This is a genomic window from Stutzerimonas stutzeri (assembly GCF_018138085.1).
Lineage (GTDB): Bacteria > Pseudomonadota > Gammaproteobacteria > Pseudomonadales > Pseudomonadaceae > Stutzerimonas > Stutzerimonas stutzeri_AI.
In genome coordinates, this window is the sequence record NZ_CP073105.1 from 275,658 (window position 1) to 300,211 (window position 24,554).

Consider the following 24,554-nt stretch of genomic DNA (forward strand, 5'->3'; position numbering starts at 1 on the left):
TTTCCCCATTCTCCGGAGCCATTCCATGTCACGCGTAACCCTGAGTCGCTACCTGATCGAGCAGACCCGCAGCAACAACACCCCTGCAGATCTGCGCTTCCTTATCGAGGTGGTGGCCCGAGCGTGCAAGGAAATCAGCCACGCCGTATCCAAGGGCGCGCTAGGCGGCGTGCTCGGCGCGACGGAAACCGAGAACATCCAGGGCGAAGTGCAGAAGAAGCTCGACGTGCTGTCCAACGAAATCCTGCTCGAGGCCAACGAGTGGGGTGGTCACCTGGCGGGCATGGCGTCGGAGGAAATGGACAACGCCTACCAGATTCCCGGCAAGTACCCGAAGGGCGCCTATCTGCTGGTCTTCGATCCGCTGGATGGCTCCAGCAACATCGACGTCAACGTGTCGGTCGGCACCATCTTCTCGGTGCTGCGCTGCCCGGGTGAGTGCTTCTCCCAGAACGACGCGCTGGGGGAAGAAGCTTTCCTGCAGCCGGGCACCAAGCAGGTCGCTGCCGGCTATGCGATCTACGGTCCGCAGACCATGCTGATCCTGACGCTGGGCAACGGCGTCATGGGATTCACGCTGGACCGCGAGCTGGGCAGCTTCGTGCTGACCCACGAGAACCTGTGCGTGCCCGAGTCGACGGCCGAATTCGCCATCAACATGTCCAACCAGCGTCACTGGGAAGCGCCCGTGCAACGCTACGTCAGCGAACTGCTGGCCGGCACCGAAGGGCCGCTGACCAAGAACTACAACATGCGCTGGATCGCCTCGATGGTGGCTGACGTCCATCGCATCCTGACCCGGGGCGGCATCTTCATGTACCCCCGCGACTCCCGCGAGCCGGGCAAGGCCGGCAAACTGCGGCTGATGTACGAAGCCAACCCGATGTCCTTCATCATCGAGCAGGCCGGCGGCGCCGCTACCAACGGCACTCAGCGGATCCTCGATATTCAGCCTGACTCGCTGCACCAGCGTGTGCCGGTCTTCCTTGGTTCCAAGGAAGAAGTCGAGCGCGTCACCGGCTATCACCAGGTCTGATCGATGCCGGCGCCCTGGCTGGAGCTGCTGAACTGGTGGTTCGGTGAGGGCGCGACTGCCCGCGACATCGCCAGCGACAAGCAAACACTCTGGTTCGGCTACAAGCCCGAGCAGGACGCCGAGGCGCGTCGTCGCTTTGGTGACCTGGTCGACCAGGCACTGGCTGGCGGTTTGAGTGAATGGACCGAATCGCCGCATGGCTGGCTGGCGCTGGTGCTGTTGCTCGATCAACTGCCGCGCATGATCCACCGGGGCACCGCGAAAGCGTTCGCCGGTGATGAGCGCGCATTGCAGCTGGTTCGTGAAGGCATGGCTCATGGCGGCGACGTACTGCTGTCACCGGTTCAACGGGTGTTCATCTATCTGGTGCTCGAGCATGCGGAGAATCTGCAGGTGCAGGAGCAGTCGGTGGCCCAGTTCCAGATGTTGTACGGGCTCGTGGCGAGCGAGGAGCAGGAGCTGTTCGCCGGCTTCCTGAGCTTCGCGGAGCGGCATCGCGACGTTATCGCGCGTTTCGGTCGCTTTCCTCATCGCAATGAAATGCTCGGGCGGCATTCTACCGAGGCCGAGCGGGCGTTCCTGGCCGAGCCGGGTTCGCGCTTCTAGCCTATTGACGCGGAACCTCCCGCCTCGTTCGTTTCCTAACCTTTACCCAGGCGGCGTGTCCGCCCGGGTCAGCCACAGCCGACTCAAGGAATCCACAATGTCGCTGCGTCCCTTTTCGTTGATCGTTGCAGTGGCGCTGCTAGCCGCCTGCAGCCCGGTCACTCAAGAGAATTTCGCCAAGCTGGAAGCCGGCATGTCTCGTGCGGAAGTCGAGAAGGTCCTCGGCAAACCGGGTGAGTGCGCCGGCGCGCTGGGCATGTCCAGTTGCACCTGGGGGCAGAAGAACCGCTTCATCAGCATTCAGTTCGCCGGTGACAAGGTGATGATGTTCTCCGGCCAAGGCCTGAAATGAGGGATTTCCGATGCGTACACTGATCGCGTTGTTCGCTGCCGTACTGGTTGCCGGTTGCGCCGGCTCGAAGCCCGAGGACGCGCCCGAGACAGTCGGGCAGGTCGACCTGCAGCGCTATCAGGGCACCTGGTACGAACAGGCGCGGCTGCCGATGTTTTTCCAGCGCAACTGCGTACGCTCCGAGGCGCACTACAAGCTGCAGCAGGACAACAGTGTGGCGGTCACCAATCGCTGCGAAACCGAAGATGGCGAGTGGGAGCAGGCGACTGGTGAAGCGGTGCCGCAGGAGCCAGGTCGCACGGATCGGCTCTGGGTGCGTTTCGACAACTGGTTCAGCAATCTCTTCCCGGGCCTGACCAAGGGCCATTACTGGATCCTGTATCTCGACGACACCTACAGCGTGGCGCTGGTGGGCAGTCCTGACCGCGACTACCTCTGGCTGCTGTCGCGCGAGAAGGAGATCGACAATGGCACGCGCGACCGGCTGCTGGAGGTGGCCCGGCAGCGCGGCTACGACACCGCTGAGTTGATCTGGCGCGGCAAATCTTCCTGACGCAAAGCGATCCCGGCTGCCGCGGCGATCGGCGGCCGTCTTATTTCCAATCCAGACGGGCCAGCTTCCACTGGCCGTCTTCTCTCCACCATTCGAGTTCCACTTCATAGTGGCCGACACGCTGCGGTAGCAGGTTTTCTGCTCCGGTGAGGGCGACCTGGGCTTCGCTGTGGCCTCGGTCCGGGTAGGTCGGGTCGATCCAGTTGCGACTGGCCAATCTCAGCACCTTCACGTTGCGGTGGTGCAGGAACATCAGCGTTGCGGTTCGCTGCGCCCAGTCGCGACCGTATTGGCCGTTGGCAGCGAAGTCCGCATGAAGGCGGTCCATCAGCGCGCCGGTGTCGCGCTCCTCGATGCTTCGTTGCAGCGATTCGGCCGCGGCATCCAGCGCGGCCTGCGGGTCGTCAGCCTTGCAACCGGCCAACGCCAGCGCGGCAAGGACGACCCATAGTGCTAATTTCCATACGGGCATGCCGAACCTCTCGAACCTCGTTATGATGCCGGAAACGTCAGGCGGGTCGCCGAACCCGCGCACCGACCACGGAGTGTGCCATGCAGACCTTGTATCCGGAGATCAAACCCTACGCCCGGCACGAGCTGGCGGTCGAATCACCGCATGTGCTCTATGTCGACGAAAGCGGATCACCGGAAGGTCTTCCTGTTGTGTTCGTGCATGGCGGCCCTGGCGGCGGTTGCGATGCGCTGAGCCGGCGCTTCTTCGATCCCAATCTGTACCGCATCATCACCTTCGACCAGCGTGGTTGCGGTCGCTCTACCCCGCATGCCAGCCTGGAAAACAACACCACTGCGCACCTCATCGAGGATATGGAGCGGATTCGCGAGTCGCTTGGCGTCGACAAGTGGGTGCTGTTCGGCGGCTCCTGGGGCTCCACGTTATCGCTGGCCTACGCTCAAGCGTTTCCCGAGCGCGTTCATGCGCTGATTCTACGCGGCATCTTTCTTTGCCGGCCCAAGGAGTTTTCCTGGTTCTACCAAGAGGGTGCCAGCCGGCTGTTCCCGGATTACTGGCAGGACTTTCTCGCGCCGATTCCGGCCGAGGAGCGTGGTGACCTGATGCAGGCCTACTACAAGCGCCTCACCGGCAGTGATCAGATCGCCCAGATGCACGCGGCCAAGGCCTGGTCCTGCTGGGAAGGGCGGACCGCCACGTTGCGGCCCAATACCCAGGTGGTCGATCGTTTCTCCGACACCCACCGGGCGCTGGCGATGGCGCGCATCGAATGTCACTACTTCGTCAACGGCGCTTTTCTCGAACCCGATCAGCTGCTGCGCGACATGCATAAGATCGCGCACCTGCCAGGCATCATCGTGCACGGGCGCTATGACGTCATCTGCCCGCTGGACAATGCCTGGGAGTTGCACGAAGCCTGGCCCAACAGTGAATTGCAGATCGTTCGCGAGGCGGGGCATTCGGCGTCGGAGTCGGGTATCTGCGATGCGCTGGTGCGGGCAGCGGCGGATATCGCCAAGCGCCTGCTCGACGTGCCGCCCGAGGAGGCCTGATGAGGGCGCTGATCCAGCGCGTGCAGCAGGCGCGGGTCGAGGTGGCGGGCGAGGTGGTCGGCAGCATCGACCAGGGTTTGCTGGTGCTGGTCGGCGTCCAGCGCGATGACGACCAGGCCCGCGCCGACAAGCTGTTGCATAAACTGTTGCGCTATCGCGTGTTCAGCGACGAGCAGGGCAGGATGAATCGGTCGCTGACCGACGTCGGCGGTGGACTCCTGCTGGTCTCCCAGTTCACCCTGGCCGCAGATACCGGTAGTGGGTTGCGCCCGAGCTTTTCCAGCGCGGCGCCACCGGCTCTCGGCGAGCAGCTGTACGACTACCTGCTCGCGCAGGCGCGCCAACAGCATCCGCGGGTCGCCTGCGGCCGTTTCGGCGCAGACATGCAGGTGCACCTGCAGAACGATGGACCGGTGACCTTTCTGCTGGAGAGTTGACCCCGGGGCGATCAGCGCTTCGAGGGTTCCAGGCCGTTTTCGTGCAGCCAGGTGATGGCATAGTCGCGCAGCTGCACGGCCTGGTAATCGAGCCAGGCCTGGCGGACCGTCGGGAAATCCTCCAGCTTGAAATCGAAGGTGCGTAGCGGCTTGCGTCCTTGCAGGGCGTGGCTCAGTACGGCATGGGCGTTGGGGTCGTGCTGGGTGAAGAGAAACGCCTCGCGCATGGCGATCGATTGCGCCAGCCCCAAGGGTTCGATATGCAGAAAGCGGTCGTCCTGCACGTCATACTTTTCGTCCGCGCCGGGCACGGTTTCACCTGGGAACACGGCGCGAATTTCACCCGACTCCAGATCGAGATAATGCTCACTGGCGTCGCGGTTTTCCAACGCGTACTCCAGGCGGTGAAGGTCGATGGTCAGAGGTCGCATGGCGGTGACTGCTGTTTTTGGGGTTCAGTAGCTCTGACCGGCCTGCCGCGAATGCGTGCATTACGTTCATCGGTACGTTGCCGCCACGCGACGTGCGTACCGCTGTGGCTCAGAACAGGCGCGCCAGCAGGGCGCTGACCGCCGTTTCCACACGCAAGATGCGCTCGCCCAGTTGCACCGGCTGCAGGCCCGCCTCGGTGAGCTTTTCGACTTCGTAAGGAATCCAGCCGCCTTCCGGTCCGATCGCCAGGGTCACCGGGTCGGTGATCGCGCGCGGGCAGCTCGGATAGTCGCCCGGGTGGCCGACCAGTCCGCGGGTGCCCGCGGCCAGTTGCGGCAGGCGGTCTTCGACGAAGGGTTTGAAGCGCTTTTCGATGCTGACCTCGGGTAGCACCGTGTCACGCGCCTGTTCCAGGCCGAGCAGCAACTGTTCGCGAATCGCCTCCGGTTCCAGAAATGGCGTCTGCCAGAAACTCTTCTCTACCCGGTAGCTGTTGAGCAGGACAAGCCGCGGTACACCCATGCAGGCGACCGTCTGCAGCACGCGACGGAGCATCTTGGGTCTCGGTAGGGCCAGCAGCAAGGTGATCGGCAATTTGGCCGGTGGCGGTTGGGTCAGCACGATTTCCAGTTCGGCTTCGCCGGCCTCCAGGCGCAGCAGGCGGCCCTGGCCCATCGCGCCGCCCAGCAAGCCGACGCGCAGGGTTTCACCTGCTTCGGCGCGGTGCACGTCCTGAATATGGGTGAGGCGGCGGTCGCGCAGGACCACTCGGTCGGCGGTCACGAAATCGGCCGCCTCCAGTAGCAGCAGATTCACGGGCGCGAGGCGGGGGGCTGGTCGCCGCGGTGTGTCTCGTCGTCGGCGTCGCCGCGGAATTGCGCCTCGCGCTTCTGGACCATGCTGCCGCAGATCAGCCCGGCTTCGAACAGCAACCACATGGGCACCGCAAGCAGCGCTTGAGAGAACACGTCAGGAGGCGTGAGCACCATGCCGACCACGAAGCAGCCGACGATCACGTAGGGGCGGCTCTTGCGCAGGGTGGCGACGTCGACGATGCCGACCCAGATCAGCAGGAAAGTCGCTACGGGGATTTCGAAGGCCACGCCGAAAGCGAAGAACAGCGTCAGCACGAAATCCAGGTACTGGCCGATGTCGGTCATCATTGCCACGCCTTCGGGCGTCACGCTGGCGAAGAAGCCGAACATGATCGGGAACACGACGAAATAGGCGAAGGCCATGCCGCCGTAGAACAGGACGATGCTGGAAATCAGCAGCGGTACCGCAACGCGCTTCTCGTGCTTGTACAACCCGGGGGCGATGAAGCTCCATATCTGGTGCAGGATCACCGGCATCGACAGGAACAGCGCCACCATCATGGTCAGCTTGAAGGGCGTCAGGAATGGCGAGGCCACGCCCGTGGCGATCATCGTCGCGCCTTCTGGCAGGTAGGCGCGCAGCGGTGCAGCCACCAGGGCATAGATCTGCTGGGAGAAGTAGAACAGCGCGCCGAACAGCAGAAGGATGGCGACCACGCAACGCAGCAGCCGCTTGCGCAGCTCCGTCAGATGGGCGACCAGCGGCATTTCCTGATCATCGATGGAAGTATTGCTCATGGCTCAGCAGGTCTGTCCGGGCGGGGTACGGGGGGCGTTTCGGTTGGTTTGGCGGTTTCGGTCGGGGCCGGCGCCTCAAGATTGCTGGCGCCGGTTGGCGGCGTGGCCGATTGCGGAGAGCTGTTGCTGCCGGTGCCGGGCGAATTGGGCATGATGCTCTGCTTCATCTCCCGTTCCAGGTCGAGGATTCGCTCGTTATGCAGCTGCCGACGGATCTCGTCGGCGCCGATCTCGCGCTCGACCTCGGCCTTGATATTGGCAAAGCTGCGTTTGGCGCGGCCAATCCACAGCCCGGCCGTGCGCACCGCGCCCGGCAATCGCTCCGGGCCGAGGACGACCAGCGCCACCAGGCCGATCAGCAGCAGTTCGGTGAAGCCGATATCGAACATGGCGCCTCACTGCTTCTTCGTGGGATCTTCGACCTTGCGGGCCTCGGCATCGATGGTGTGGTTCTGCTTCTCTTCGACGCTGGGCTTTTCCTCATCGGTGCCCATGGACTTGCGGAAGCCCTTGATCGCGTCGCCGAGGTCCGAGCCCAGGCCCTTGAGGCGCTTGGTGCCGAAGAGCATGACCACGATGAGCAGAATGATCAGGAGCTGCCAGACGCTGATTCCACCAAAACCCATGCTGCGTTACTCCAGTTGAATGTCAGGATTGTGGACGTGCGGCCTTTTCCGCATGCCCGGAGAGACCGAAACGCCGGTCCAGTTCGTCCAGTACCGCCTGCGGATGCTGATCCAGTGCGGCCAGCATGACCAGGCTGTGAAACCACAGGTCGGCCGTTTCGTAGATGAGCTCGCTGGCGTCGCCACTGACGGCGGCGTCCTTGGCGGCCAGGATGGTTTCCACCGATTCCTCGCCGACTTTCTCGAGGATCTTGTTCAAACCCTTGTGATAGAGGCTGGCTACGTAAGAACTGTCCGCCGCGGCGCCCTTTCGGGCTTCCAGCACTTCAGCCAGGCGGGCAAAGGTGTCACTCATGTGTGTGCTCCCGGTAAATCGCCTGCGGATCCTTGAGGACCGGTTCGACGGTTTTCCAGTCGCCATTCTCGAATACCCTGTAGAAGCAGCTCTCGCGGCCGGTATGGCAGGCGATACCACCGATCTGTTCGACGCTCAGCACGATGACGTCGGCATCGCAATCCAGGCGCAGCTCATGCAGCTTTTGCACGTGTCCGGATTCTTCGCCCTTGCGCCACAGCTTGCCACGCGAACGTGACCAGTAGATGGCGCGGTTTTCCGTTGCGGTCAATGCCAGCGCCTCGCGGTTCATCCAGGCCATCATCAGGATGCGCCCGGTCTGGTGATCCTGGGCGATGGCCGGCACCAGGCCGTCCTCGTTCCAGTTTATTTCGTCCAACCAGTTCATCGAATTCTCCGGTCAATGCGCGCAGTGTGCCAGCCTCTCAGACGGCTGGCTATCGGCGTACCACGATGTAAATTCCGGCGCTCAGCATCAGCCAGGCCGGCCAGGTAGTCACTGCGGTGAAGCTGTCGGCTGCCGCGGCCACGGTCGCACCACCGCCCAGCAGAACGGCGCCAACGAGGCGCAGCGGCCAATGCCGATGATGTTCGCGCCAAGGTGGCGGCGGGTTGTTCGCGTGGGGGTTGGACATGCGTTCGAGCAGCTCGCGCGTCATGCCCGCCAGGTGGGGCAACTGCTCGATCTGCGCCTGGGCATTCTTCAGCAACTGTTTCGGGCTCATGCGCTCGCGCATCCAGCGCTCGAGGTAGGGTTGGCCGGTGGCCCAGAGATCCAGCTCGGGGTAGAGCTCACGGCCCAGCCCCTCGATATTGAGCAACGTCTTCTGCAACAGGACCAGCTGTGGCTGGACTTCCATGTTGAAGCGGCGGGCGACCTGGAACAGACGCACCAGCAACTGGCCGAAGGAGATGTCTTTCAGCGGTTTTTCGAAGATCGGCTCGCAGACGGTGCGAATCGCCGCCTCGAACTCATTCACTTTGGTCTCTGCGGGGACCCAGCCGGAATCGATATGCAGCTGTGCGACCTTGCGGTAGTCGCGCCTGAAGAAGGCCATCAGGTTACGTGCCAGGTAGTCCTGGTCTTCGGGCGTCAGGCTGCCGACGATGCCGAAATCCACCGCGATGTATCGCGGGTTCCACGGCTGGTGCGTGCTGACGAAGATATTGCCGGGATGCATGTCGGCGTGGAAGAAACTGTCGCGGAACACTTGCGTGAAGAAGATCTCGACGCCGCGTTCGGCCAGTTGCTTCATGTCGGTGCGCTGCTCGGCCAGGCGCTTCATGTCGGTGACCGGCACGCCGTAGATGCGCTCCATGACCAGCACCTGCGGGCGGCACAGGTCCCAGTAGACCTGGGGAATGTACAGCAGCGGCGAGCCCTGGAAATTGCGCCTGAGCTGACTGGCGTTAGCGGCCTCACGCAGCAGGTCGAGCTCGTCGTAGATGGTCTTGGCGTAATCGTCGACGACTTCGACCAAGTGCAGGCGACGGGCTTCGGTGGAGGCGCGCTCGGCGGTTTTGGCCAGCAGGAACAGCCAGGCGAGATCCTGGCTGATCACCGGGCGCAAATTCGGGCGAACCACCTTGACCACCACTTCCTCACCGCTGCGCAGCTTCGCCGCGTGCACCTGGGCGACCGAGGCGGAAGCCAGCGGCTTGCTGTCGAAGCGGGCGAAGATCTGGGCAACCGGCGCGCCCAGCTGGCGCTCGATCAATGCGGTGGCGACGGCTGAATCGAAGGGAGGTACGCGGTCCTGCAGCATCGCCAACTCTTCTGCGATATCTGGCGGCAGCAGATCGCGGCGGGTCGAGAGGATCTGCCCGAACTTGATGAAGATCGGCCCCAGCCCTTCCAGCGCCAGGCGCAACCGCGCGCCACGAGACAGCGCGGAGTGGCGCCGCGGCAGCCAGCGCCAGGGCAGCAGGAAGCTGGTCGCGCGCAGCCACCAGGGCATCGGCAGGTCGAGGATGATGTCATCCAGGCGGTAGCGGATCACCACGAGCAGGATGCGAAACAGGCGGCGTGCCGCGGCGAACAGCTTCATTCGGATCGGTCTGGTTTCAGGGAGTGGGCGAGCCGCTCGACTCGGGCTTCGAGTCGGTCGAGGTCGAGCTTGAGGCGATCCAGTTCGGCGAAGCGGGTTTCGGCTTCGGCGCTGCCCACCAGGGTTCGCGATTCTTCGTTGAGGTAATCGGCCAGGTCCTGGCGCAGGCTGCCGGCGCTCTGGCGCACCCATTCGGCCTGGCTGCGCATGCCGGAGCCGAGCACATGCGTGGCGACCGGGCCTAGTAGGCGGGACAGTTCATATTCCCAGTCCAGCTCCAGGTCCTGCAGCACTTCGGCCAGGCTCATCAACGCGCTGCTGTCGCCGTCGATTTCGATGTCCGGACCGTGCAGGATCGCTGTCTTGTTCCGACTGGTGGCCAGGCGAATCAAGCTACTGGCGGGCGCGCGCAGACGGCAGTCGGCTTCGCTGCCCCAATCGGCGGCCAGGCGCAGACCTTCACTGTCGGAGAGCACGAATACGCGCCACGCCGGAGCGCTGCAGTCGATCTCGATGATCCGACCGCCAAGGCGGGCCAGGCGCGGCAACGCGGTGGGATCCAGGCGCAGCGCGCGGTTGATGCCGCGCTCGGCGCCGGCAAGCAGGGCAGTGCGCAGCATCAGGGCTTGATGCCGCGGTGCAGGGCGACGATGCCGCCGGTCATGTTGTGGTAGGTCACGCGCTCGAAGCCGGCGTCGGCCATCATGCCCTTTAGCGTTTCCTGGTCCGGGTGCATGCGAATCGACTCGGCGAGATACCGGTAGCTTTCCGAGTCGTTGGTGATCAGCTTGCCCATCATCGGCAGCAGGCTGAACGAGTAGGCGTCGTACGCCTTGGAGAACAGCGGGTTGGTCGGCTTGGAAAATTCCAGCACCAGCAGCCGGCCGCCCGGCTTGAGCACGCGCAGCATGGAAGCGATGGCATCTTCTTTGTGCGTCACGTTGCGCAGGCCGAAGGCAATAGTGACCACGTCAAAGTAGTTGTCCGGGAAGGGCAGCTTCTCAGCATCGGCCTGGACGAACCTGACGTTTCCGGCCACGCCTTTGTCGAGCAGACGGTCACGTCCGACCTTGAGCATCGAAGCGTTGATGTCGGCCAGCACCACTTCCCCGGTCGGTCCGACGATGCGCGAAAACTGGCGGGTCAGGTCGCCGGTGCCACCGGCGATATCGAGGATGCGGTTGCCGTGACGCGCCCCGGACAGCTCGATGGTGAAGCGCTTCCAGAGGCGATGAACGCCGCCGGACATCAAGTCGTTCATCAGGTCGTACTTGGCGGCCACGGAATGGAATACCTCGGCCACCTTCTGCGCCTTCTCGCTTTCACGCACATTTTTGTAACCGAAGTGCGTGGTGGGCTCTGCGTCATGCTCTTTGCGGGGATCGGTCATGTCACTGTCACCGGAAGAATGTGCTCGGCATTCTAAACCTAAATGCGTCGTCGAGCGCGAAGCGGCGAGCGGCAAGTCAGCGCAGTACGGACCGGTGCGAGGCGCTGGCCGACAGCCGGCTGACGCTCGCGCTTGAGGCTGCGTGGCACTGCTGTTGTGGGAGCGGTCTTGACCGCGAGCTTCCCAGCGAAGCCTCGCCAGTAGGGGGGCACCAACATCCGGCGCCCATCCCGCCCGGCGATGGCCCGCCCCTCGGCCCGCAGCTCAACGCAACAATGTCGAGAAACCGTACCCGTTCGGCTCGGCACGCCTGCCGCCAACTCCGCTTCGTCAGCGCAGGCAACTGCTATAGTGCGCGCCTTTTTTATCCCGCAGCCAGGAGTTGCCATGGCCCGCATCGTAGTCGAGCGCACCCACACCCTTGGTCGCCAGGCCGCCCGAGAAAAGGCCGAGCAATTGGCGGCGAAACTGGTGAATGACTATGGCGTGCGCTGCGAGTGGCAGGGTGATGTGCTGGCGGTGCGCCGTAGCGGCGCCGATGGCCGCATCGAGGTCGGGGAGGATCGGGTACGGGTGCTGCTGAACCTTGGCCTGCTGCTGTCGGCAATGGGCAGCAGCGTTCAGGCGCAGATCGAACATGCGCTGGACAAGGCGCTGCAGGCGTAAGGGCCGGCCTGCGCCCCGAGCTCAGAGCATCAGCTTGACCGGGGAGATATCCGGGTCACGGGATTTGCCGGCGGCGGCGAGGGCATCGAGGTAATCGGCCCACATCTGTTGCTGGTTGGTCGCCAGCAGATGGAGGTAGTCCCAGGTATACAGGCCACTGTCGTGGCCGTCGCTGAAGGTCAGCTTCAACGCGTATTGGCCGGCCGGCTCGAGCCCTTCCAGTGCGACGTTGATCTTGCCGGCCTGCAGGATCGGATTGCCGTGACCCTGCACTTCGGCGGATGGTGAGTGGACCCGCAAGAATTCGGCCGGCAGCACATAACGCTGGTCGGGACCATATTCCAGCTCCAGCGTCCTGGAAGCCTTGTGCAGCTTGATGGCGGTGGGGATGTGCATGAGAACAACCGAAAAGAGGCTGGACGGCTGGAGGCTGAGCGAGGCTGCTTTTCGTCCAGCCTGCAGCCTCTAGCCGTCAGCCGGATTAGAGGATATACCGCGACAGGTCTTCGTCTTCGGCCAGCTCGCCGAGGTGGCTGTTGACGTAGTCCGTATCGATGCGGATCGGTTCACCGTTCTGCTGGCCGGCCAGGTCGCCGGCGCTGAACGAAACCTCTTCGAGCAGCCGCTCCAGCAAGGTGTGCAGGCGACGAGCGCCGATGTTCTCGGTCTTCTCGTTGACCTGCCAGGCGATCTGCGCCAGGCGCTTGATGCCGTCCTCGGTAAATTCGATGCCCAGCCCTTCGGTCTTCAGCAGCTCGCGATACTGCTCGGTGAGCGAGGCATGCGGCTCGGTGAGGATGCGCTCGAAGTCCTCGGGGGACAACGCCTTGAGCTCGACCCGGATCGGCAGGCGGCCCTGCAGTTCGGGCACCAGATCGCTGGGCTTGGAGAGGTGGAAGGCGCCCGAGGCGATGAACAGGATATGGTCGGTCTTGACCATGCCCAGCTTGGTGTTGACGGTGCTGCCCTCGATCAGCGGCAGCAGGTCGCGCTGCACGCCCTCGCGGGAGACGTCGGCACCGCCGGTATTGCCGCGCTTGGCGACCTTGTCGATCTCGTCGATGAAGACGATGCCGTTCTGCTCCACCGCTTCTAGCGCACGGGCCTTGAGCTCTTCCTCGTTGACCAGGCGCGCGGCTTCTTCGTCACGGACCAGTTTGAGCGCATCCTTGATCTTCAGCTTGCGGCTCTTCTTCTTGCCCTTGCCCATGTTGGAGAACAGGCTTTGCAGCTGGTTGGTCATCTCTTCCATGCCGGGCGGGGCCATGATCTCCACGCCGCCCGGATTCTCGGCGACCTCGATGTCGATTTCCTTGTCATCGAGCTGACCCTCACGCAAGCGCTTGCGGAATAGCTGCCGGGTATTGGAGTCGGTGCTTTGCACGGGCTCATCGCCGAAGCCTGCGGGACGCGCCTGGGGCAGCAAGGCGTCGAGGATGCGCTCTTCGGCGGCGTCCTCGGCGCGATGGCGCATCTTCACCACTTCCTGCTCGCGCAGCATCTTCAGGGCGGCATCGGCAAGATCGCGGATGATCGATTCGACATCCCTGCCTACATAACCGACTTCGGTAAATTTGGTCGCTTCCACCTTGATGAACGGGGCGTTGGCCAGCTTGGCCAGGCGACGGGCGATTTCGGTCTTGCCGACGCCGGTGGGACCGATCATCAGGATGTTCTTCGGGGTAACTTCCGGGCGCAGCTCGGCGGAGAGCTGCATTCGCCGCCAGCGATTGCGCAGGGCGATGGCTACGGCACGCTTGGCGTCGTCCTGGCCGATGATATGGCGGTTGAGTTCGTGGACGATCTCGCGGGGCGTCATGGACATGGTGCGGTACTCCGGGGCTCGAGGGCGATCAGTTCGCGCTGTCGAGCTCCTCGATGGTGAGATTCTGGTTGGTGAAGACACAAATGCTGCCGGCGATGTTCAGCGCGGTCTCGGCGATTTCCTGCGCGCTCATGTCATCACCGCCTTTGCGCATCAGCGCCATGGCCGCGGCCTGGGCGAAACCGCCGCCGGAGCCCATGGCGATCAGGTCATCCTCGGGCTGCACCACGTCGCCGTTACCGGTGATGATCAGCGAGGCGTCCTTGTTGGCGACGGCGAGCATGGCTTCCAGGCGGCTCAGTGAGCGGTCGGTGCGCCAATCCTTGGCCAGCTCGACGGCGGCACGGACAAGATGGCCCTGATGCTTTTCCAGCTGGCCTTCGAAGCGCTCGAACAAGGTAAAGGCATCGGCGGTGGCGCCAGCGAAGCCGGCCAGCACCTGGCCGTGATAGAGGCGGCGCACCTTCTTGGCGTTGCCTTTCATGACGGTGTTGCCGAGGGAAACCTGGCCGTCGCCGCCCATGACGACTTTGCCGTTGCGGCGGACTGAAACGATGGTGGTCAAAAGAGAACTCTCCACGCAGCGGGGCGATGAATGCCCGAATGCGCTTGATATGGGGGACTCTCCTGCGCATTTCAACCAATTGGGCGCGAAAGGTCGGAGCTGGACACGGCACCCTGTCTGGTTGCGCCTTCCAGAGGGGGCATGGCGCTGCGCCGATGGCTCCGAACGGGCGCCGCGATGGATCACTGCAAGGCGAAATCCAGCTGCCGCCAGGCCTCGTAGACGGCGACGGCGACGGTATTGGACAGGTTCAGGCTACGGCTGTCGGGGCGCATGGGCAGGCGCAGACGCTGCTCGTTGGGCAGTGCATCGCGAATTTCGGGTGGCAGGCCGCGGCTTTCCGGGCCGAACAGGAAGGCGTCGCCGCGCTCGAACCGCACCTGATGAAAGGGTTGCGAGCCCTTGGTGGTGAAGGCGAACAGGCGCGGCTGGCCGAGGCTCGCCAGGCAGCTGTCCAGATCGGCATGCCGCTTGAGCGGAGCGTACTCGTGATAATCGAGGCCGGCACGGCGCAGGCGCTTATCGTCCAGCTCGAAGCCCAGCGGTTCTATCAGGTGCAGACTGCAGCCGGCATTGGCGCAGAGCCTGATAATGTTGCCGGTATTCGGCGGAATCTCCGGTTGAAAAAGGATCACGTGGAACATGCGCGGCACCGACTCTGAAAACGACCGGCATTCTACTGCGGCAGGCGGTCCTGCGGCAGGCGACCCTGCGGCTGATGATCCGCTACCTCGCCTGCGCCGTCGCTTTTTCGCTGCGCTGGTTCTGCTCGGGTTGCTGTTCGGCTCGTTGCTGGGCCATCTGTTCCGGCCCGGGCCGGTGGAGCTGCTGCGCGTCGAGCCCGTGGCCAGCGGGTTGCAGCTGTGGTTCAGCCGCGAGCCGGAGCTTTATAGCGAGAATGTCGACGGCGCCGTGGGGATGCTATTTCAGGCTAAAGGTGGGGCTGATAGCGGACGAGTGAAGGTCGATGGCAGCGATGCCCGCTGGCGCGTGCAGGGTACGGAGAAGGGCCTGCTGCTGCATGTCGTTGCGACACGACCGCTGCAAGCCAGCTGGACGGGCAAGAAGGTCGACGACCAGTGGCGCCTGCAGTTAAGGGTCATGCCGCGTTAGGGCGCAGCCAGTAGACCACGCCCGTTCAGCCTCTCAGCCGTCGTCGCCTTCGTCCTCGTCGGCGGCGTCACCGCCCATGCCCAGTTCCTTGATCTTGCGCGTCAGGGTATTGCGGCCCCAGCCGAGCAGCAGCGCGGCATCGCGACGGCGACCAGCGGTGTGCTTGAGTGCGGTCTCGATCATGATTCGCTCAAACGCCGGCACGGCCTCGTCGAGCAGGTTGGACTGGCCGCGAGACAGCGCCAGGTCAGCCCATTGATGCAAGGCCTGTTCCCAGCTCTTTGCCGGCAGGGTGTCGGTAGGCTGGTTGAGCAGTTCCGGTGGCAGGTCGCTGACGTGGACCTCGCGCCCGGAGGCCATCACGGTGATCCAGCGGCAGGTATTTTCCAGCTGGCGGACGTTGCCCGGCCAGGGAAGGTTGCGCAGGTACTCCTCGGTTTCGGCTTTGAGCAGCTTGGTCTCGACCGCCAGTTCCTGGGCGGCGCTGGCGAGGAAGTGTCTGGCCAGCGCGGGGATGTCTTCGCGCCGATCGGACAGGCGCGGAATATGGATGCGGATGACGTTCAGGCGATGAAACAGGTCTTCGCGGAACTTGCCGGCCTGCACCAGCGTTTCCAGGTCCTGGTGGGTCGCGGCGATGATCCGCACATCGACCTTGACCGGTGTATGGCCGCCGACCCGGTAGAACTCTCCATCGGCCAGCACGCGCAACAGGCGAGTCTGGGTGTCGGCCGGCATGTCGCCGATCTCGTCGAGAAACAAGGTGCCGCCGTCGGCCTGCTCGAAGCGCCCGCGACGCTGGTTGGCTGCGCCAGTGAAGGCGCCTTTCTCGTGGCCGAACAGTTCGGATTCCATCAGGTCCTTGGGAATCGCCGCCATGTTCAGCGCGATGAACGGGGAGGCCGCTCGTGGACTGTGACGATGCAGCGCATGGGCGACCAGCTCCTTGCCGGTACCGGATTCGCCGTTGATCAGCACGGTGATGTTGGAGTGGCTGAGGCGGCCGATGGCGCGAAACACCTCCTGCATCGCCGGCGCCTCGCCGATGATCTCCGGCGTGTGGTGCTGGCGTGCCGGCTCCTGCAGGTTCTGCTGTTCCTGCGCGTGCTGGTTGGCTCGCTTGACCAGCGCCACGGCATCGTCGACGTCGAACGGCTTGGGCAGGTACTCGAAGGCGCCGCCCTGGTAGGAGGCGACCGCACTGTCGAGGTCTGAGTGCGCGGTCATGATGATGACCGGCAGACGCGGATACAGCTCACGGATCTGCTTGAGCAGGTCAAGGCCGCTGGTGCCCGGCATACGGATGTCGGAAATGATCACGTCCGGCTGCTGCCGCGACAGGCGGGCGAGCACGCCGTCGGCGCTGTCGAAACTTTGCGTGGCCATGCCGTCCTGCTGCAGAGCCTTTTCCAATACCCAGCGGATGGAGCGGTCGTCGTCGACGATCCAGACGTTTTCGCTTCGGCTCATACGGATGGGGCTCCTTGTTCCAGTGGCAGGAATATCGAGAACGCGGTGTGGCCGGGGTGGCTTTCGCATTCGATCAGGCCCTGGTGCTGGCTGATGATGTTCTGGGTGATGGCCAGGCCCAGCCCGGTTCCGTCCGGACGACCGCTGACCATCGGGTAGAAGAGCGTGTTCTGCAGTTCGGCCGGAATGCCGGGGCCGTTGTCGATGATCTCGATGCGCGCCACCAGGCGATGGCGTACATGGCCGATGGTGAACTGGCGCAGCGTGCGGGTGCGCAGCGTCAGCCGGCCGAGGCCCAGTTCGCATTGCCCGGCCAGCGCCTGCATGGCGTTGCGCATGATGTTGAGCACCGCCTGAATCATCTGTTCACGGTCAAGCAGCACTTCCGGAATGCTCGGATCATAGTCGCGCACCAAAATGAGGCTGCCTTGGCTTTCGGCCTCGATCAGGCTGGCCACATGTTCGAGCACTTCGTGGATATTGGTCATCGACAGGGACGGCAGTTTGTTCGAGCCGAGCATCCGGTCGACCAGGTTCCGCAGGCGATCGGCCTCCTCGATGATCACCTCGGTGTAGTCCTTTAAATGCTCCTCCGGCAGCTCGCGCGACAGTAATTGCGCCGCACCGCGAATGCCGCCGAGCGGGTTCTTGATCTCGTGGGCGAGGCCGCGCACCAGCAGCTTGGTGGTTTCGTGCGCTGACAGTTGCGCCTCTTCCTTGGTGATGCGCAGCAAGCGGTCGCGCGGCAGCACCTCGAGCAGCAGCTTGGTTTCCTGGCGGGTCAGGATCGGTGTGACGGCGTAGTCGACGGTCAGCGCCTGACCATTGGTCGAGGTCAGCGTCGCCTCGCGCTTGGTGAAGGGGTGCGCCTGCTCGACGGCCTGGCGCAGCGCGGCAAGTGCCTCGGACGATTCGGTGAACAGTTCGCTGATGAACTGGCCATGGCTGCGCTGACCGCTTACGGCCAGCAGCATTTCGGCGGCCGGATTCATGTATTCCAGGCGCAGCCGCGAATCGAGCAACAGCGTCGCGGTGGTCAGGTTCTCGATCAGCAGGCGCTGTAGGGCTTCGTTGATCATGGCTGTCTGCATCCGATGGGTAAGGCGGGAAATGCAAGAAGCAAACCAAGCTGCCTGATTTCGGCGCAACGCCGCAGGTACTAGCGCTCCAGCGCGGGGCATCGCGCAAAACAGATCGGGCCGATCAGGCGGGCGTTGCTTGTGCACCATTCAGGTGCATAGCATGATCACAGAAAGGGCACGAAGGGAATATCCCTCTTTTCCTTCGGCTTGTCCTTCAACGGACACTCGGGGCGAACGCCGTAATCGTCCTTTTTGCAAGGCCGGACCATGCGTCGCTGAGCCAGCGAGGTGCGCATCATATGGAAGGTGCGCGGTGGGCTGCTCTGCAAGGAGGTTCCGCTTTCGTCGATCACCTGCACGGTGAGCTGGTGGGTGCCGCGATCGATATTCTGCAATGCGAACTGGGGGCCGCCGCCGCCGAGCTCGGTGTCGCTGCCGTCCAACAGCAGACGATAGGCATGGCCCGGCAACAGTTCGGGTGTGCTGGCGACCTCCACCAGTAAGCCGCCTGCGTTGTCGCGAATGGTGGCGTCTGGCTGAGGCGTCAGGACTTCGAGTTGGCTGTAGCGGATCGTCGCGCTATCGGTTGTCGGAGCGGCTAATGGTTCCGGTGCCTGTATGGGCTGTGTTTCGGCGGGAGGCATGCTGTTGGTCGGCCGCGGTTTCACCAACTCGACTGCCCGCCCGCCGGGGCGATCGGTGAACACGCGATTGCCCTGTTCGTCGGTATAGCTGTAGATCTCGGCAGCGGCCGGCAGGGCGCATGCCAGCAGCGCGGCCGCGAGCGCTCGGCGGGCAGCGTTCAAGAGGCGGGCTTCGGCTTGGGCGTGGGAGTCGGTTTCGGGTTCGGTTTGGGCGGCACGGCTGGCTTGGGTCGCAATGCCGGGCTCGAGGTGTTGACCCGCTGCACGGTGAACTGCTCCTGCGCGCGCTGGATAACCTGTCCGCCGCTCAGCACTTCAACCTCGATCAAGTGCGTTCCCCGGTCGACATTGGTCAGTTGCAGCGATGTCGAGTTGCTCGGCTCTCCCTGGGGTTCGCCGTCGAGCAGAAAACGAATTCGATGATTTCGGCGTAGCGGCGGATCGAGCTGGGCATTGACTACGAAGGTGCCGTTGTTCGCACGCAGCGCTTGTTCGTCTGGAATGCCGCCGATGGACAGGCTGCGGTAAACCTGCTGTCGGTCGCCGGCCTGCTCTTCGGTCAGGGGAGGCGGGGCGTCCGGGACCTTGATGTCTACGGTATTGGCGGGCGGTAGCTCGACGGTTTCTGCCGCCACCCCTTCGGGCGGCTGGTTGGTGAACACCGTGTTGCCCTTATCGTCGGTGTATTTGTAGATCTGCGCCTGGGCCGGAATGGTGAGTGCGAGTAGCAGGCTGAACAATGCGATGCGCATGGGAAGCTCCGCGGAGTGAGTACGGGAAGCCTTGCACTGTGGCGGCGGGCAGGCAAGTACCAGCGTTGCGATTTGCGATCGGCGCCACTGCGCTGGCCCGTAGCGGTGTGGTGGTTCTGGGTCGCCTCGGTGCGGAAACGAAAAAGCCTCCCGAAGGAGGCCTTTTCTGTCACGCGGACTGGCTTAGACGCTGTAGTACAGGTCGTATTCCAGCGGGTGAACGAAGGTGCGGACCTTGATTTCTTCTTCGCTCTTCAGCTCGAGGTAGGCATCGATGAAGTCGTCGCTGAACACGCCGCCCTTGGTCAGGAACGCGCGGCCCTTGTCGAGTTCTTCCAGGGCTTCCTTCAGGCTGCCGCAAACCTGCGGGATCAGCTTGCCTTCTTCCGGCGGCAGATCGTAGAGGTTCTTGTCAGCGGCATCGCCGGGGTGAATCTTGTTCTGGATGCCGTCGAGGCCCGCCATCAGCAGTGCGGCGAAGCACAGGTACGGGTTGGCAGCCGGATCCGGGAAGCGCGCTTCGATACGGCGGGCTTTCGGGCTGGAGACGTAAGGGATACGGATCGAGGCGGACCGGTTGCGTGCCGAGTAGGCCAGCATGACCGGCGCTTCGAAGCCCGGAACCAGGCGCTTGTACGAGTTGGTCGACGGGTTGGTGAAGCCGTTCAGGGCCTTGCCGTGCTTGATGATGCCGCCGATGAAGTACAGGGCGGTCTCGGACAGGCCGGCATAGCCTTCGCCAGCGAAGGTGTTCTTGCCGTCCTTGGAGATCGACATGTGGACGTGCATACCCGAGCCGTTGTCGCCATAGAGCGGCTTGGGCATGAAGGTCGCGGTCTTGCCGTAGGCGTCGGCCACGTTGTGCACGCAGTACTTCAGGGTCTGAACTTCGTCAGCCTTGTTGACCAGCGTGTTGAACTTGACGCCGATTTCGTTCTGACCGGCAGTGGCCACTTCGTGGTGGTGTACTTCGACGACCAGACCCATTTCTTCCATGGCGTTGCACATGGCGGTACGGATTTCGTGGTCGTGATCGCACGGCGGAACCGGGAAGTAACCGCCTTTGACGGCTGGGCGATGGCCCTTGTTGCCGCCTTCGACGTCCTGGTCGGTCATCCAGGAACCCTGCTCGGAGTAGATCTTGAACATGGAGCCGGAGATGTCGGACTTGAACTTCACTTCGTCGAAGATGAAGAACTCGGGTTCCGGGCCAACGAATACGGTGTCGCCGATGCCGGTGGACTTGAGGAATTCTTCGGCGCGCTTGGCGATCGAGCGCGGGTCGCGGTCGTAGCCCTGCATGGTGCTCGGCTCGACGATGTCGCAGACCAGAATCAGGGTCGGCTCTTCGGTGAACGGATCCAGTACGGCGGTTTCGTCAACCGGCATCAGGATCATGTCGGAGGCTTCGATGCCCTTCCAGCCATGAATGGAGGAGCCGTCGAACATCTTGCCGTGTTCGAAGAAGTCTTCATCCTGAGCGTCACGCGCCGGGACAGTCACATGGTGCTGCTTGCCTTTGGTATCAGTGAAGCGCAGATCAATCCACTTCACATCGTAATCTTTGATCAGTTGAAGCGACTTCGACATGGTGTTCTCCAAGTGGTGGAAGCGTGACAGGGTTGCTTCCGAATCAGGGTGAAGCCGGGCGGCGATGTTCCGCCATGGCGACCTGCCTCACAAGAGAGCAAATTGCATGCCAGTGCTCCGTATTGGGTCTGGACGCCTATCTAGGGTGTTTGTTCGACGGTTGCCGCAGCGTGACAGGGCCGGCTTGTGAAAATGCGCACCTTATTGGTGCGCTGAAAGGTGGATTTGTTCAATTTAGGTGCATTGGGCTCGGCTTGGAGAAAACTGTCTAAAGCTTGATCAATTTCCGATATACTCCGCCCCCCTCTTTTTTACGCCTTGCCGGCGCACGCGCTGTTTCCATGAAACTGATCGTCAAAGTCTTCCCAGAAATCACCATCAAGAGCCCGCCGGTGCGCAAGGGCTTCATTCGCCAGTTGGCGAAGAACATCCGCACCGTGCTGCGCGACCTCGATCCCGAACTTCGGGTGGAAGGGGTGTGGGACAACGTCGAGGTGGAAACCGCCTGTAGCGAGCCGAAGCAGCTGCAAGAAATGATCGAGCGCCTGCGCTGCACGCCGGGCATCGCCCATTGCCTGGAAGTGCACGAGTATCCACTCGGCGACCTCGACGACCTGGTTGAGAAGTGCAAGGCGCATTTCGCCGATCGGCTTGCCGGCAAGATCTTCGCGGTGCGCTGCAAACGCGCCGGCAAGCACCCGTTCAGTTCCATGGACGTCGAGCGCCATGTCGGCAGCGAGCTGCGCGTTCAGTGCGGCGCCGCCGGCATCTCGCTGAAAGCGCCGGAGATCGAAGTGCGGATGGAAATCCGCGACCAGCGGCTGTTCATCGTCCATGCGCAGCACGACGGCATCGGTGGCTATCCGCTGGGCGCGCTGGAGCAGACCCTGGTGTTGATGTCCGGTGGTTTCGATTCCACCGTGGCGGCCTACCAGATGATGCGCCGCGGGCTGATGACCCACTTCTGCTTCTTCAACCTCGGTGGCCGCGCCCATGAGCTGGGCGTGATGGAAGTCGCCCACTATCTATGGAAGAAGTACGGTAGCTCGCACCGCGTGCTCTTTATTAGCGTGCCGTTCGAGGAAGTGGTGGGCGAAATCCTCGAGAAGGTCGACAACAGCCAGATGGGCGTGGTGCTCAAGCGCATGATGCTGCGCGCATCGACGCAGATCGCCGAGCGCCTGCATATCGATGCGCTGGTTACCGGCGAGGCGATCTCGCAGGTCTCCAGCCAGACGTTGCCGAACCTCTCGGTGATCGACTCGGCCACCGACATGCTGGTGCTGCGGCCACTGATCGCCAGCCACAAGCAGGACATCATCGACACTGCCTTCGAGATCGGCACCGCCGAGTTCGCCAAGCACATGCCCGAATACTGCGGGGTGATCTCGAAGAATCCGACGACCAAGGCCAAGCGCTACCGCGTCGAGCATGAAGAGAAGCAGTTCGACATGGCGGTACTGGAGCGGGCGCTGGCCAACGCCCGACAGGTCGCCATTGACCGCGTGATCGACGAACTCGGCCAGGACGTACAGGTAGAAGAAGTAGTCGAGGCGAGTGCCGGCCAGGTGGTGCTGGATATTCGCCACCCGGACCTGGCCGAGGACGAACCTCTGCAGCTGCAGGGCATCGAAGTGCACACGCTGCCTTTTTATGCGCTGAACAGCCGCTTCAAGGAACTGGATGCGAATCGCCAGTACCTGCTGTATTGCGATAAAGGTGTCATGAGCCGCCTGCATGCTCATCATTTGCTGAGCGAGGGGCATGTCAATGTGCGCGTTTATCGTCCGAGCTAAGCAGCCTGGCCTGCTGGGTGGCAGTATCCGCCACCGCCCTCCCGACCGTTGAAGTCACCGGGGTTGCCCCGGCTCCGTCTTCCGGATTCGCCTAGCGAGCCAACCATTTTTTTGCGGCAGGCCTACAGCCAGACGCTTTTACAGAGAAACAGACCTGTGATCGAGAATCTCCGCAACATCGCCATCATCGCCCACGTTGACCATGGCAAGACCACCCTCGTCGACAAACTCCTGCGCCTGTCCGGCACCCTGGACCGCAAAGAAGCGGAAAACGAGCGCGTGATGGACAGCAACGACCAGGAAAAGGAACGCGGCATCACCATCCTGGCGAAGAACACCGCGCTGAAGTGGAAGGACTACAACATCAACATCGTCGACACCCCCGGCCACGCCGACTTCGGCGGTGAGGTGGAGCGTGTCATGTCGATGGTCGACTCCGTGCTGCTGGTGGTCGATGCCCAGGACGGCCCGATGCCGCAGACCCGCTTCGTGACCCAGAAGGCGTTCAAGGCCGGCCTGCGTCCGATCGTCGTGGTGAACAAGGTCGACCGCCCGGGCGCGCGTCCGGACTGGGTCATCGACCAGATCTTCGACCTGTTCGACAACCTCGGCGCCACCGATGAGCAGCTGGACTTCCCGATCGTCTACGCCTCGGCCCTGAACGGCATCGCCGGCATGGACTACGAGAACATGGACGACAACATGGACGCCCTGTTCCAGGCGATCGTCGACCACGTCCCGGCGCCTGTCGTTGACGTCGATGGCCCGTTCCAGATGCAGATTTCCCAGCTGGACTACAACAGCTTCCTCGGCGTGATCGGTATCGGCCGTATCGCCCGCGGCACCGTCAAGTCCAACACCCCGGTGACCGCCATCGGCGCCGACGGCAAGAAGCGCAACGGCCGGATCCTCAAGATCATGGGCCACTCCGGTCTGCAGCGCGTCGAAGTACCCGAGGCCCAGGCCGGTGATATCGTCTGCGTCAGCGGCATGGACGAGCTGTACATTTCCGACACCCTCTGTGACCAGAACGCCGTCGAGGCCCTGCCGCCGCTGACCGTCGACCAGCCGACCGTGTCCATGACCTTCCAGGTCAACGACTCGCCGTTCGCCGGCAAGGAAGGCAAGTTCGTCACCAGCCGCAACATCAAGGACCGTCTGGACAAGGAGCTGCTGCACAACGTGGCGCTGCGCGTCGAGCAGGGCGACTCCCCGGAGAAGTTCAAGGTCTCCGGCCGTGGCGAACTGCACCTCTCGGTACTGATCGAAAACATGCGCCGTGAAGGCTTCGAACTGGCCGTCGGCCGCCCGGAAGTGGTGATCATCGAGAACGAGGCCGGCGAAAAGCAGGAGCCTTACGAGAACGTCACCATCGACATCGAAGAGCAGCATCAGGGCCCGGTGATGGAGCAGATGGGCCTGCGCAAGGGCGATCTGACCAACATGATCCCCGACGGCAAGGGCCGTATCCGCCTGGAATACACCATCCCGGCGCGCGGCCTGATCGGCTTCCGTAACAACTTCCTGACCCTGACCTCGGGTTCGGGCATCCTGACCTCGACCTTCAGCCACTACGGCGCGATCAAGGCCGGCGAAGTGACCAACCGCCAGAACGGCGTGCTGGTGTCCATGGCCACCGGTACCGCGCTGACCTATTCGCTGGAAACCCTGCAGGCACGCGGCAAGCTGTTCCTGGCACCGGGCGATGAGATCTACGAAGGCCAGCTGTGCGGCATCAACAGCCGTGACAACGACCTGGTGCTCAACCCCACCAAGGGCAAGAAGCTCGACAACATGCGTGCTTCCGGCAAGGACGAAGTCATCGCCCTGGTCCCGCCGATCAAATTCACCCTCGAGCAGGCGCTGGAGTTCATCGCCGACGACGAGCTTGTTGAAGTGACGCCGAAGTCGATTCGCCTGCGCAAGAAGCTGCTCAACGAAAACGACCGCAAGCGCTACGAGCGCGCCAAGGTCTGATGATCGAGCGGTAGTGAAGAAAGGCGCCTTAGGGCGCCTTTTTTTATGCGTGTGTCCCGTCCTGAATAAGGTTTATACCTTCACTTCGCTGCCCGCTGCCCG

General features: G+C 63.1%; 30 protein-coding genes. 10 read left to right on the forward strand and 20 right to left on the reverse strand.

Features of this window, described 5'->3' with window-relative positions:
• Positions 1-25 precede the first annotated feature (25 nt).
• From KCX70_RS01335 to KCX70_RS01350, 4 genes are all read left to right on the forward strand, one after another.
• The gene (locus tag KCX70_RS01335) at positions 26-1,036 is read left to right on the forward strand and encodes a class 1 fructose-bisphosphatase (RefSeq protein ID WP_212619046.1); all 1,011 of its coding nucleotides are present in this window, start codon (positions 26-28) and stop codon (positions 1,034-1,036) included.
• A gap of 3 nt (positions 1,037-1,039) precedes the next feature.
• Positions 1,040-1,642, forward strand: coding sequence for a DUF924 family protein (locus KCX70_RS01340; RefSeq protein WP_212619047.1), 603 nt, complete (start codon positions 1,040-1,042; stop codon positions 1,640-1,642).
• 97 nt (positions 1,643-1,739) lie between these two features.
• Positions 1,740-1,994 (forward strand): outer membrane protein assembly factor BamE domain-containing protein, encoded by a 255-nt coding sequence (gene bamE, locus KCX70_RS01345; protein ID WP_212619048.1) that lies wholly within the window; start codon positions 1,740-1,742, stop codon positions 1,992-1,994.
• Positions 1,995-2,004: 10 nt separating this feature from the next.
• Positions 2,005-2,547 (forward strand): lipocalin family protein, encoded by a 543-nt coding sequence (locus tag KCX70_RS01350; protein ID WP_212619049.1) that lies wholly within the window; start codon positions 2,005-2,007, stop codon positions 2,545-2,547.
• A gap of 40 nt (positions 2,548-2,587) precedes the next feature.
• Here KCX70_RS01350 and KCX70_RS01355 read toward each other — a convergent pair whose 3' ends face one another.
• Positions 2,588-3,019 carry a hypothetical protein gene (locus KCX70_RS01355; RefSeq protein ID WP_212619050.1) on the reverse strand — a complete coding sequence of 144 codons (432 nt, stop codon included), beginning with the start codon at positions 3,017-3,019 and terminating at the stop codon, positions 2,588-2,590.
• Between the two features lie 80 nt (positions 3,020-3,099).
• On the opposite strand from KCX70_RS01355, the gene pip reads away from it, so the two are divergent.
• Both pip and dtd read left to right on the forward strand, forming a co-directional pair.
• Entirely contained in the window at positions 3,100-4,071 is a 972-nt protein-coding gene (pip, locus tag KCX70_RS01360) for a prolyl aminopeptidase (protein WP_021207313.1), read from the forward strand.
• Positions 4,071-4,508: a D-aminoacyl-tRNA deacylase gene (dtd, locus tag KCX70_RS01365; RefSeq protein WP_212619051.1), complete on the forward strand. Its 438-nt coding sequence runs from the start codon at positions 4,071-4,073 to the stop codon at positions 4,506-4,508. The genes pip and dtd overlap by 1 nt, the downstream gene beginning before the upstream one ends.
• A gap of 11 nt (positions 4,509-4,519) precedes the next feature.
• Here dtd and KCX70_RS01370 read toward each other — a convergent pair whose 3' ends face one another.
• The 10 genes from KCX70_RS01370 to ubiE form a co-directional block, all read right to left on the reverse strand.
• Entirely contained in the window at positions 4,520-4,939 is a 420-nt protein-coding gene (locus KCX70_RS01370) for a UPF0158 family protein (RefSeq protein WP_102846358.1), read from the reverse strand.
• A gap of 109 nt (positions 4,940-5,048) precedes the next feature.
• Positions 5,049-5,756, reverse strand: coding sequence for a 16S rRNA (uracil(1498)-N(3))-methyltransferase (locus tag KCX70_RS01375; RefSeq protein WP_212619052.1), 708 nt, complete (start codon positions 5,754-5,756; stop codon positions 5,049-5,051).
• Positions 5,753-6,553, reverse strand: coding sequence for a twin-arginine translocase subunit TatC (gene tatC / locus KCX70_RS01380; protein WP_102846360.1), 801 nt, complete (start codon positions 6,551-6,553; stop codon positions 5,753-5,755). Before tatC ends, KCX70_RS01375 begins: the two co-directional genes overlap by 4 nt.
• A complete protein-coding gene (gene tatB / locus KCX70_RS01385; RefSeq protein WP_212619053.1) occupies positions 6,550-6,942 on the reverse strand; it encodes a Sec-independent protein translocase protein TatB in 393 nt (130 codons plus the stop codon). The genes tatC and tatB overlap by 4 nt, the downstream gene beginning before the upstream one ends.
• 6 nt (positions 6,943-6,948) lie before the next feature.
• Positions 6,949-7,179, reverse strand: coding sequence for a twin-arginine translocase TatA/TatE family subunit (tatA, locus tag KCX70_RS01390; protein WP_021207307.1), 231 nt, complete (start codon positions 7,177-7,179; stop codon positions 6,949-6,951).
• A 22-nt stretch (positions 7,180-7,201) separates the two neighbouring features.
• Entirely contained in the window at positions 7,202-7,534 is a 333-nt protein-coding gene (locus KCX70_RS01395) for a phosphoribosyl-ATP diphosphatase (RefSeq protein WP_021207306.1), read from the reverse strand.
• Positions 7,527-7,922: a phosphoribosyl-AMP cyclohydrolase gene (hisI, locus tag KCX70_RS01400; protein ID WP_212619054.1), complete on the reverse strand. Its 396-nt coding sequence runs from the start codon at positions 7,920-7,922 to the stop codon at positions 7,527-7,529. The genes KCX70_RS01395 and hisI overlap by 8 nt, the downstream gene beginning before the upstream one ends.
• A 49-nt stretch (positions 7,923-7,971) precedes the next feature.
• Positions 7,972-9,582, reverse strand: coding sequence for a ubiquinone biosynthesis regulatory protein kinase UbiB (gene ubiB / locus KCX70_RS01405; protein WP_102846364.1), 1,611 nt, complete (start codon positions 9,580-9,582; stop codon positions 7,972-7,974).
• Positions 9,579-10,202 carry a ubiquinone biosynthesis accessory factor UbiJ gene (locus KCX70_RS01410; RefSeq protein ID WP_212619055.1) on the reverse strand — a complete coding sequence of 208 codons (624 nt, stop codon included), beginning with the start codon at positions 10,200-10,202 and terminating at the stop codon, positions 9,579-9,581. The genes ubiB and KCX70_RS01410 overlap by 4 nt, the downstream gene beginning before the upstream one ends.
• Positions 10,202-10,972, reverse strand: coding sequence for a bifunctional demethylmenaquinone methyltransferase/2-methoxy-6-polyprenyl-1,4-benzoquinol methylase UbiE (gene ubiE, locus KCX70_RS01415; protein WP_102851730.1), 771 nt, complete (start codon positions 10,970-10,972; stop codon positions 10,202-10,204). Before ubiE ends, KCX70_RS01410 begins: the two co-directional genes overlap by 1 nt.
• A 387-nt stretch (positions 10,973-11,359) precedes the next feature.
• Here ubiE and KCX70_RS01420 point away from each other — a divergent pair, with 387 nt between their 5' ends.
• Positions 11,360-11,638, forward strand: coding sequence for a polyhydroxyalkanoic acid system family protein (locus tag KCX70_RS01420; RefSeq protein WP_021207301.1), 279 nt, complete (start codon positions 11,360-11,362; stop codon positions 11,636-11,638).
• Positions 11,639-11,659: 21 nt separating this feature from the next.
• On the opposite strand, the gene KCX70_RS01425 is transcribed toward KCX70_RS01420, so the two are convergent.
• The 4 genes from KCX70_RS01425 to trmL all read right to left on the reverse strand — a co-directional run bounded on the left by KCX70_RS01425 (position 11,660) and on the right by trmL (position 14,672).
• Positions 11,660-12,034 carry a gamma-butyrobetaine hydroxylase-like domain-containing protein gene (locus tag KCX70_RS01425; RefSeq protein ID WP_102846368.1) on the reverse strand — a complete coding sequence of 125 codons (375 nt, stop codon included), beginning with the start codon at positions 12,032-12,034 and terminating at the stop codon, positions 11,660-11,662.
• A gap of 85 nt (positions 12,035-12,119) precedes the next feature.
• Positions 12,120-13,463, reverse strand: coding sequence for an ATP-dependent protease ATPase subunit HslU (gene hslU, locus KCX70_RS01430; RefSeq protein ID WP_102851726.1), 1,344 nt, complete (start codon positions 13,461-13,463; stop codon positions 12,120-12,122).
• Positions 13,464-13,491: 28 nt separating this feature from the next.
• Positions 13,492-14,028 (reverse strand): ATP-dependent protease subunit HslV, encoded by a 537-nt coding sequence (gene hslV, locus KCX70_RS01435; RefSeq protein WP_021207298.1) that lies wholly within the window; start codon positions 14,026-14,028, stop codon positions 13,492-13,494.
• Between the two features lie 182 nt (positions 14,029-14,210).
• On the reverse strand, positions 14,211-14,672 hold the full coding sequence (trmL, locus tag KCX70_RS01440; RefSeq protein WP_021207297.1) for a tRNA (uridine(34)/cytosine(34)/5-carboxymethylaminomethyluridine(34)-2'-O)-methyltransferase TrmL: 462 nt from the start codon (positions 14,670-14,672) through the stop codon (positions 14,211-14,213).
• On the opposite strand from trmL, the gene KCX70_RS01445 reads away from it, so the two are divergent.
• Complete coding sequence (locus KCX70_RS01445) at positions 14,671-15,141, forward strand: hypothetical protein (RefSeq protein ID WP_212619056.1); 471 nt, start codon at positions 14,671-14,673, stop codon at positions 15,139-15,141. The two genes, trmL and KCX70_RS01445, sit on opposite strands and share 2 nt — an antisense overlap.
• Before the next feature lie 33 nt (positions 15,142-15,174).
• Here KCX70_RS01445 and ntrC read toward each other — a convergent pair whose 3' ends face one another.
• The 5 genes from ntrC to glnA form a co-directional block, all read right to left on the reverse strand.
• Positions 15,175-16,611, reverse strand: a complete 1,437-nt coding sequence (gene ntrC, locus KCX70_RS01450) for a nitrogen regulation protein NR(I) (protein ID WP_102846371.1) — start codon at positions 16,609-16,611, stop codon at positions 15,175-15,177.
• Positions 16,608-17,690 (reverse strand): nitrogen regulation protein NR(II), encoded by a 1,083-nt coding sequence (gene glnL, locus KCX70_RS01455; protein WP_021207294.1) that lies wholly within the window; start codon positions 17,688-17,690, stop codon positions 16,608-16,610. The genes ntrC and glnL overlap by 4 nt, the downstream gene beginning before the upstream one ends.
• A 167-nt stretch (positions 17,691-17,857) precedes the next feature.
• Positions 17,858-18,499 (reverse strand): DUF4124 domain-containing protein, encoded by a 642-nt coding sequence (locus KCX70_RS01460; RefSeq protein ID WP_212619057.1) that lies wholly within the window; start codon positions 18,497-18,499, stop codon positions 17,858-17,860.
• Complete coding sequence (locus KCX70_RS01465) at positions 18,496-19,089, reverse strand: DUF4124 domain-containing protein (RefSeq protein ID WP_212619058.1); 594 nt, start codon at positions 19,087-19,089, stop codon at positions 18,496-18,498. The genes KCX70_RS01460 and KCX70_RS01465 overlap by 4 nt, the downstream gene beginning before the upstream one ends.
• A 183-nt stretch (positions 19,090-19,272) precedes the next feature.
• Positions 19,273-20,679 carry a glutamate--ammonia ligase gene (gene glnA / locus KCX70_RS01470; protein ID WP_021207291.1) on the reverse strand — a complete coding sequence of 469 codons (1,407 nt, stop codon included), beginning with the start codon at positions 20,677-20,679 and terminating at the stop codon, positions 19,273-19,275.
• Between the two features lie 341 nt (positions 20,680-21,020).
• Between glnA and thiI the strand changes: the two genes are divergently transcribed.
• Positions 21,021-22,475: a tRNA uracil 4-sulfurtransferase ThiI gene (gene thiI / locus KCX70_RS01475; RefSeq protein WP_212619059.1), complete on the forward strand. Its 1,455-nt coding sequence runs from the start codon at positions 21,021-21,023 to the stop codon at positions 22,473-22,475.
• 156 nt (positions 22,476-22,631) lie between these two features.
• Positions 22,632-24,452: a translational GTPase TypA gene (typA, locus tag KCX70_RS01480; protein ID WP_212619060.1), complete on the forward strand. Its 1,821-nt coding sequence runs from the start codon at positions 22,632-22,634 to the stop codon at positions 24,450-24,452.
• The last annotated feature ends 102 nt before the right edge of the window (positions 24,453-24,554 follow it).

What these genes read in the sequence shown, in the direction of transcription:
- ubiB (WP_102846364.1), bottom strand. Translation starts at nt 9,582, where the DNA reads ATGAAGCTGTTCGCCGCGGCACGCCGCCTGTTTCGCATCCTGCTCGTG.
- bamE (WP_212619048.1), top strand. Translation starts at nt 1,740, where the DNA reads ATGTCGCTGCGTCCCTTTTCGTTGATCGTTGCAGTGGCGCTGCTAGCC.
- glnA (WP_021207291.1), bottom strand. Translation starts at nt 20,679, where the DNA reads ATGTCGAAGTCGCTTCAACTGATCAAAGATTACGATGTGAAGTGGATT.
- KCX70_RS01355 (WP_212619050.1), bottom strand. Translation starts at nt 3,019, where the DNA reads ATGCCCGTATGGAAATTAGCACTATGGGTCGTCCTTGCCGCGCTGGCG.
- KCX70_RS01445 (WP_212619056.1), top strand. Translation starts at nt 14,671, where the DNA reads ATGCGCGGCACCGACTCTGAAAACGACCGGCATTCTACTGCGGCAGGC.
- tatC (WP_102846360.1), bottom strand. Translation starts at nt 6,553, where the DNA reads ATGAGCAATACTTCCATCGATGATCAGGAAATGCCGCTGGTCGCCCAT.
- dtd (WP_212619051.1), top strand. Translation starts at nt 4,071, where the DNA reads ATGAGGGCGCTGATCCAGCGCGTGCAGCAGGCGCGGGTCGAGGTGGCG.
- hslU (WP_102851726.1), bottom strand. Translation starts at nt 13,463, where the DNA reads ATGTCCATGACGCCCCGCGAGATCGTCCACGAACTCAACCGCCATATC.
- KCX70_RS01410 (WP_212619055.1), bottom strand. Translation starts at nt 10,202, where the DNA reads ATGCTGCGCACTGCCCTGCTTGCCGGCGCCGAGCGCGGCATCAACCGC.
- KCX70_RS01370 (WP_102846358.1), bottom strand. Translation starts at nt 4,939, where the DNA reads ATGCGACCTCTGACCATCGACCTTCACCGCCTGGAGTACGCGTTGGAA.
- thiI (WP_212619059.1), top strand. Translation starts at nt 21,021, where the DNA reads ATGAAACTGATCGTCAAAGTCTTCCCAGAAATCACCATCAAGAGCCCG.
- trmL (WP_021207297.1), bottom strand. Translation starts at nt 14,672, where the DNA reads ATGTTCCACGTGATCCTTTTTCAACCGGAGATTCCGCCGAATACCGGC.
- KCX70_RS01340 (WP_212619047.1), top strand. Translation starts at nt 1,040, where the DNA reads ATGCCGGCGCCCTGGCTGGAGCTGCTGAACTGGTGGTTCGGTGAGGGC.
- hisI (WP_212619054.1), bottom strand. Translation starts at nt 7,922, where the DNA reads ATGAACTGGTTGGACGAAATAAACTGGAACGAGGACGGCCTGGTGCCG.
- KCX70_RS01420 (WP_021207301.1), top strand. Translation starts at nt 11,360, where the DNA reads ATGGCCCGCATCGTAGTCGAGCGCACCCACACCCTTGGTCGCCAGGCC.
- KCX70_RS01425 (WP_102846368.1), bottom strand. Translation starts at nt 12,034, where the DNA reads ATGCACATCCCCACCGCCATCAAGCTGCACAAGGCTTCCAGGACGCTG.
- tatA (WP_021207307.1), bottom strand. Translation starts at nt 7,179, where the DNA reads ATGGGTTTTGGTGGAATCAGCGTCTGGCAGCTCCTGATCATTCTGCTC.
- ubiE (WP_102851730.1), bottom strand. Translation starts at nt 10,972, where the DNA reads ATGACCGATCCCCGCAAAGAGCATGACGCAGAGCCCACCACGCACTTC.
- KCX70_RS01465 (WP_212619058.1), bottom strand. Translation starts at nt 19,089, where the DNA reads ATGCGCATCGCATTGTTCAGCCTGCTACTCGCACTCACCATTCCGGCC.
- pip (WP_021207313.1), top strand. Translation starts at nt 3,100, where the DNA reads ATGCAGACCTTGTATCCGGAGATCAAACCCTACGCCCGGCACGAGCTG.
- tatB (WP_212619053.1), bottom strand. Translation starts at nt 6,942, where the DNA reads ATGTTCGATATCGGCTTCACCGAACTGCTGCTGATCGGCCTGGTGGCG.
- glnL (WP_021207294.1), bottom strand. Translation starts at nt 17,690, where the DNA reads ATGATCAACGAAGCCCTACAGCGCCTGCTGATCGAGAACCTGACCACC.
- KCX70_RS01395 (WP_021207306.1), bottom strand. Translation starts at nt 7,534, where the DNA reads ATGAGTGACACCTTTGCCCGCCTGGCTGAAGTGCTGGAAGCCCGAAAG.
- KCX70_RS01335 (WP_212619046.1), top strand. Translation starts at nt 26, where the DNA reads ATGTCACGCGTAACCCTGAGTCGCTACCTGATCGAGCAGACCCGCAGC.
- ntrC (WP_102846371.1), bottom strand. Translation starts at nt 16,611, where the DNA reads ATGAGCCGAAGCGAAAACGTCTGGATCGTCGACGACGACCGCTCCATC.
- KCX70_RS01350 (WP_212619049.1), top strand. Translation starts at nt 2,005, where the DNA reads ATGCGTACACTGATCGCGTTGTTCGCTGCCGTACTGGTTGCCGGTTGC.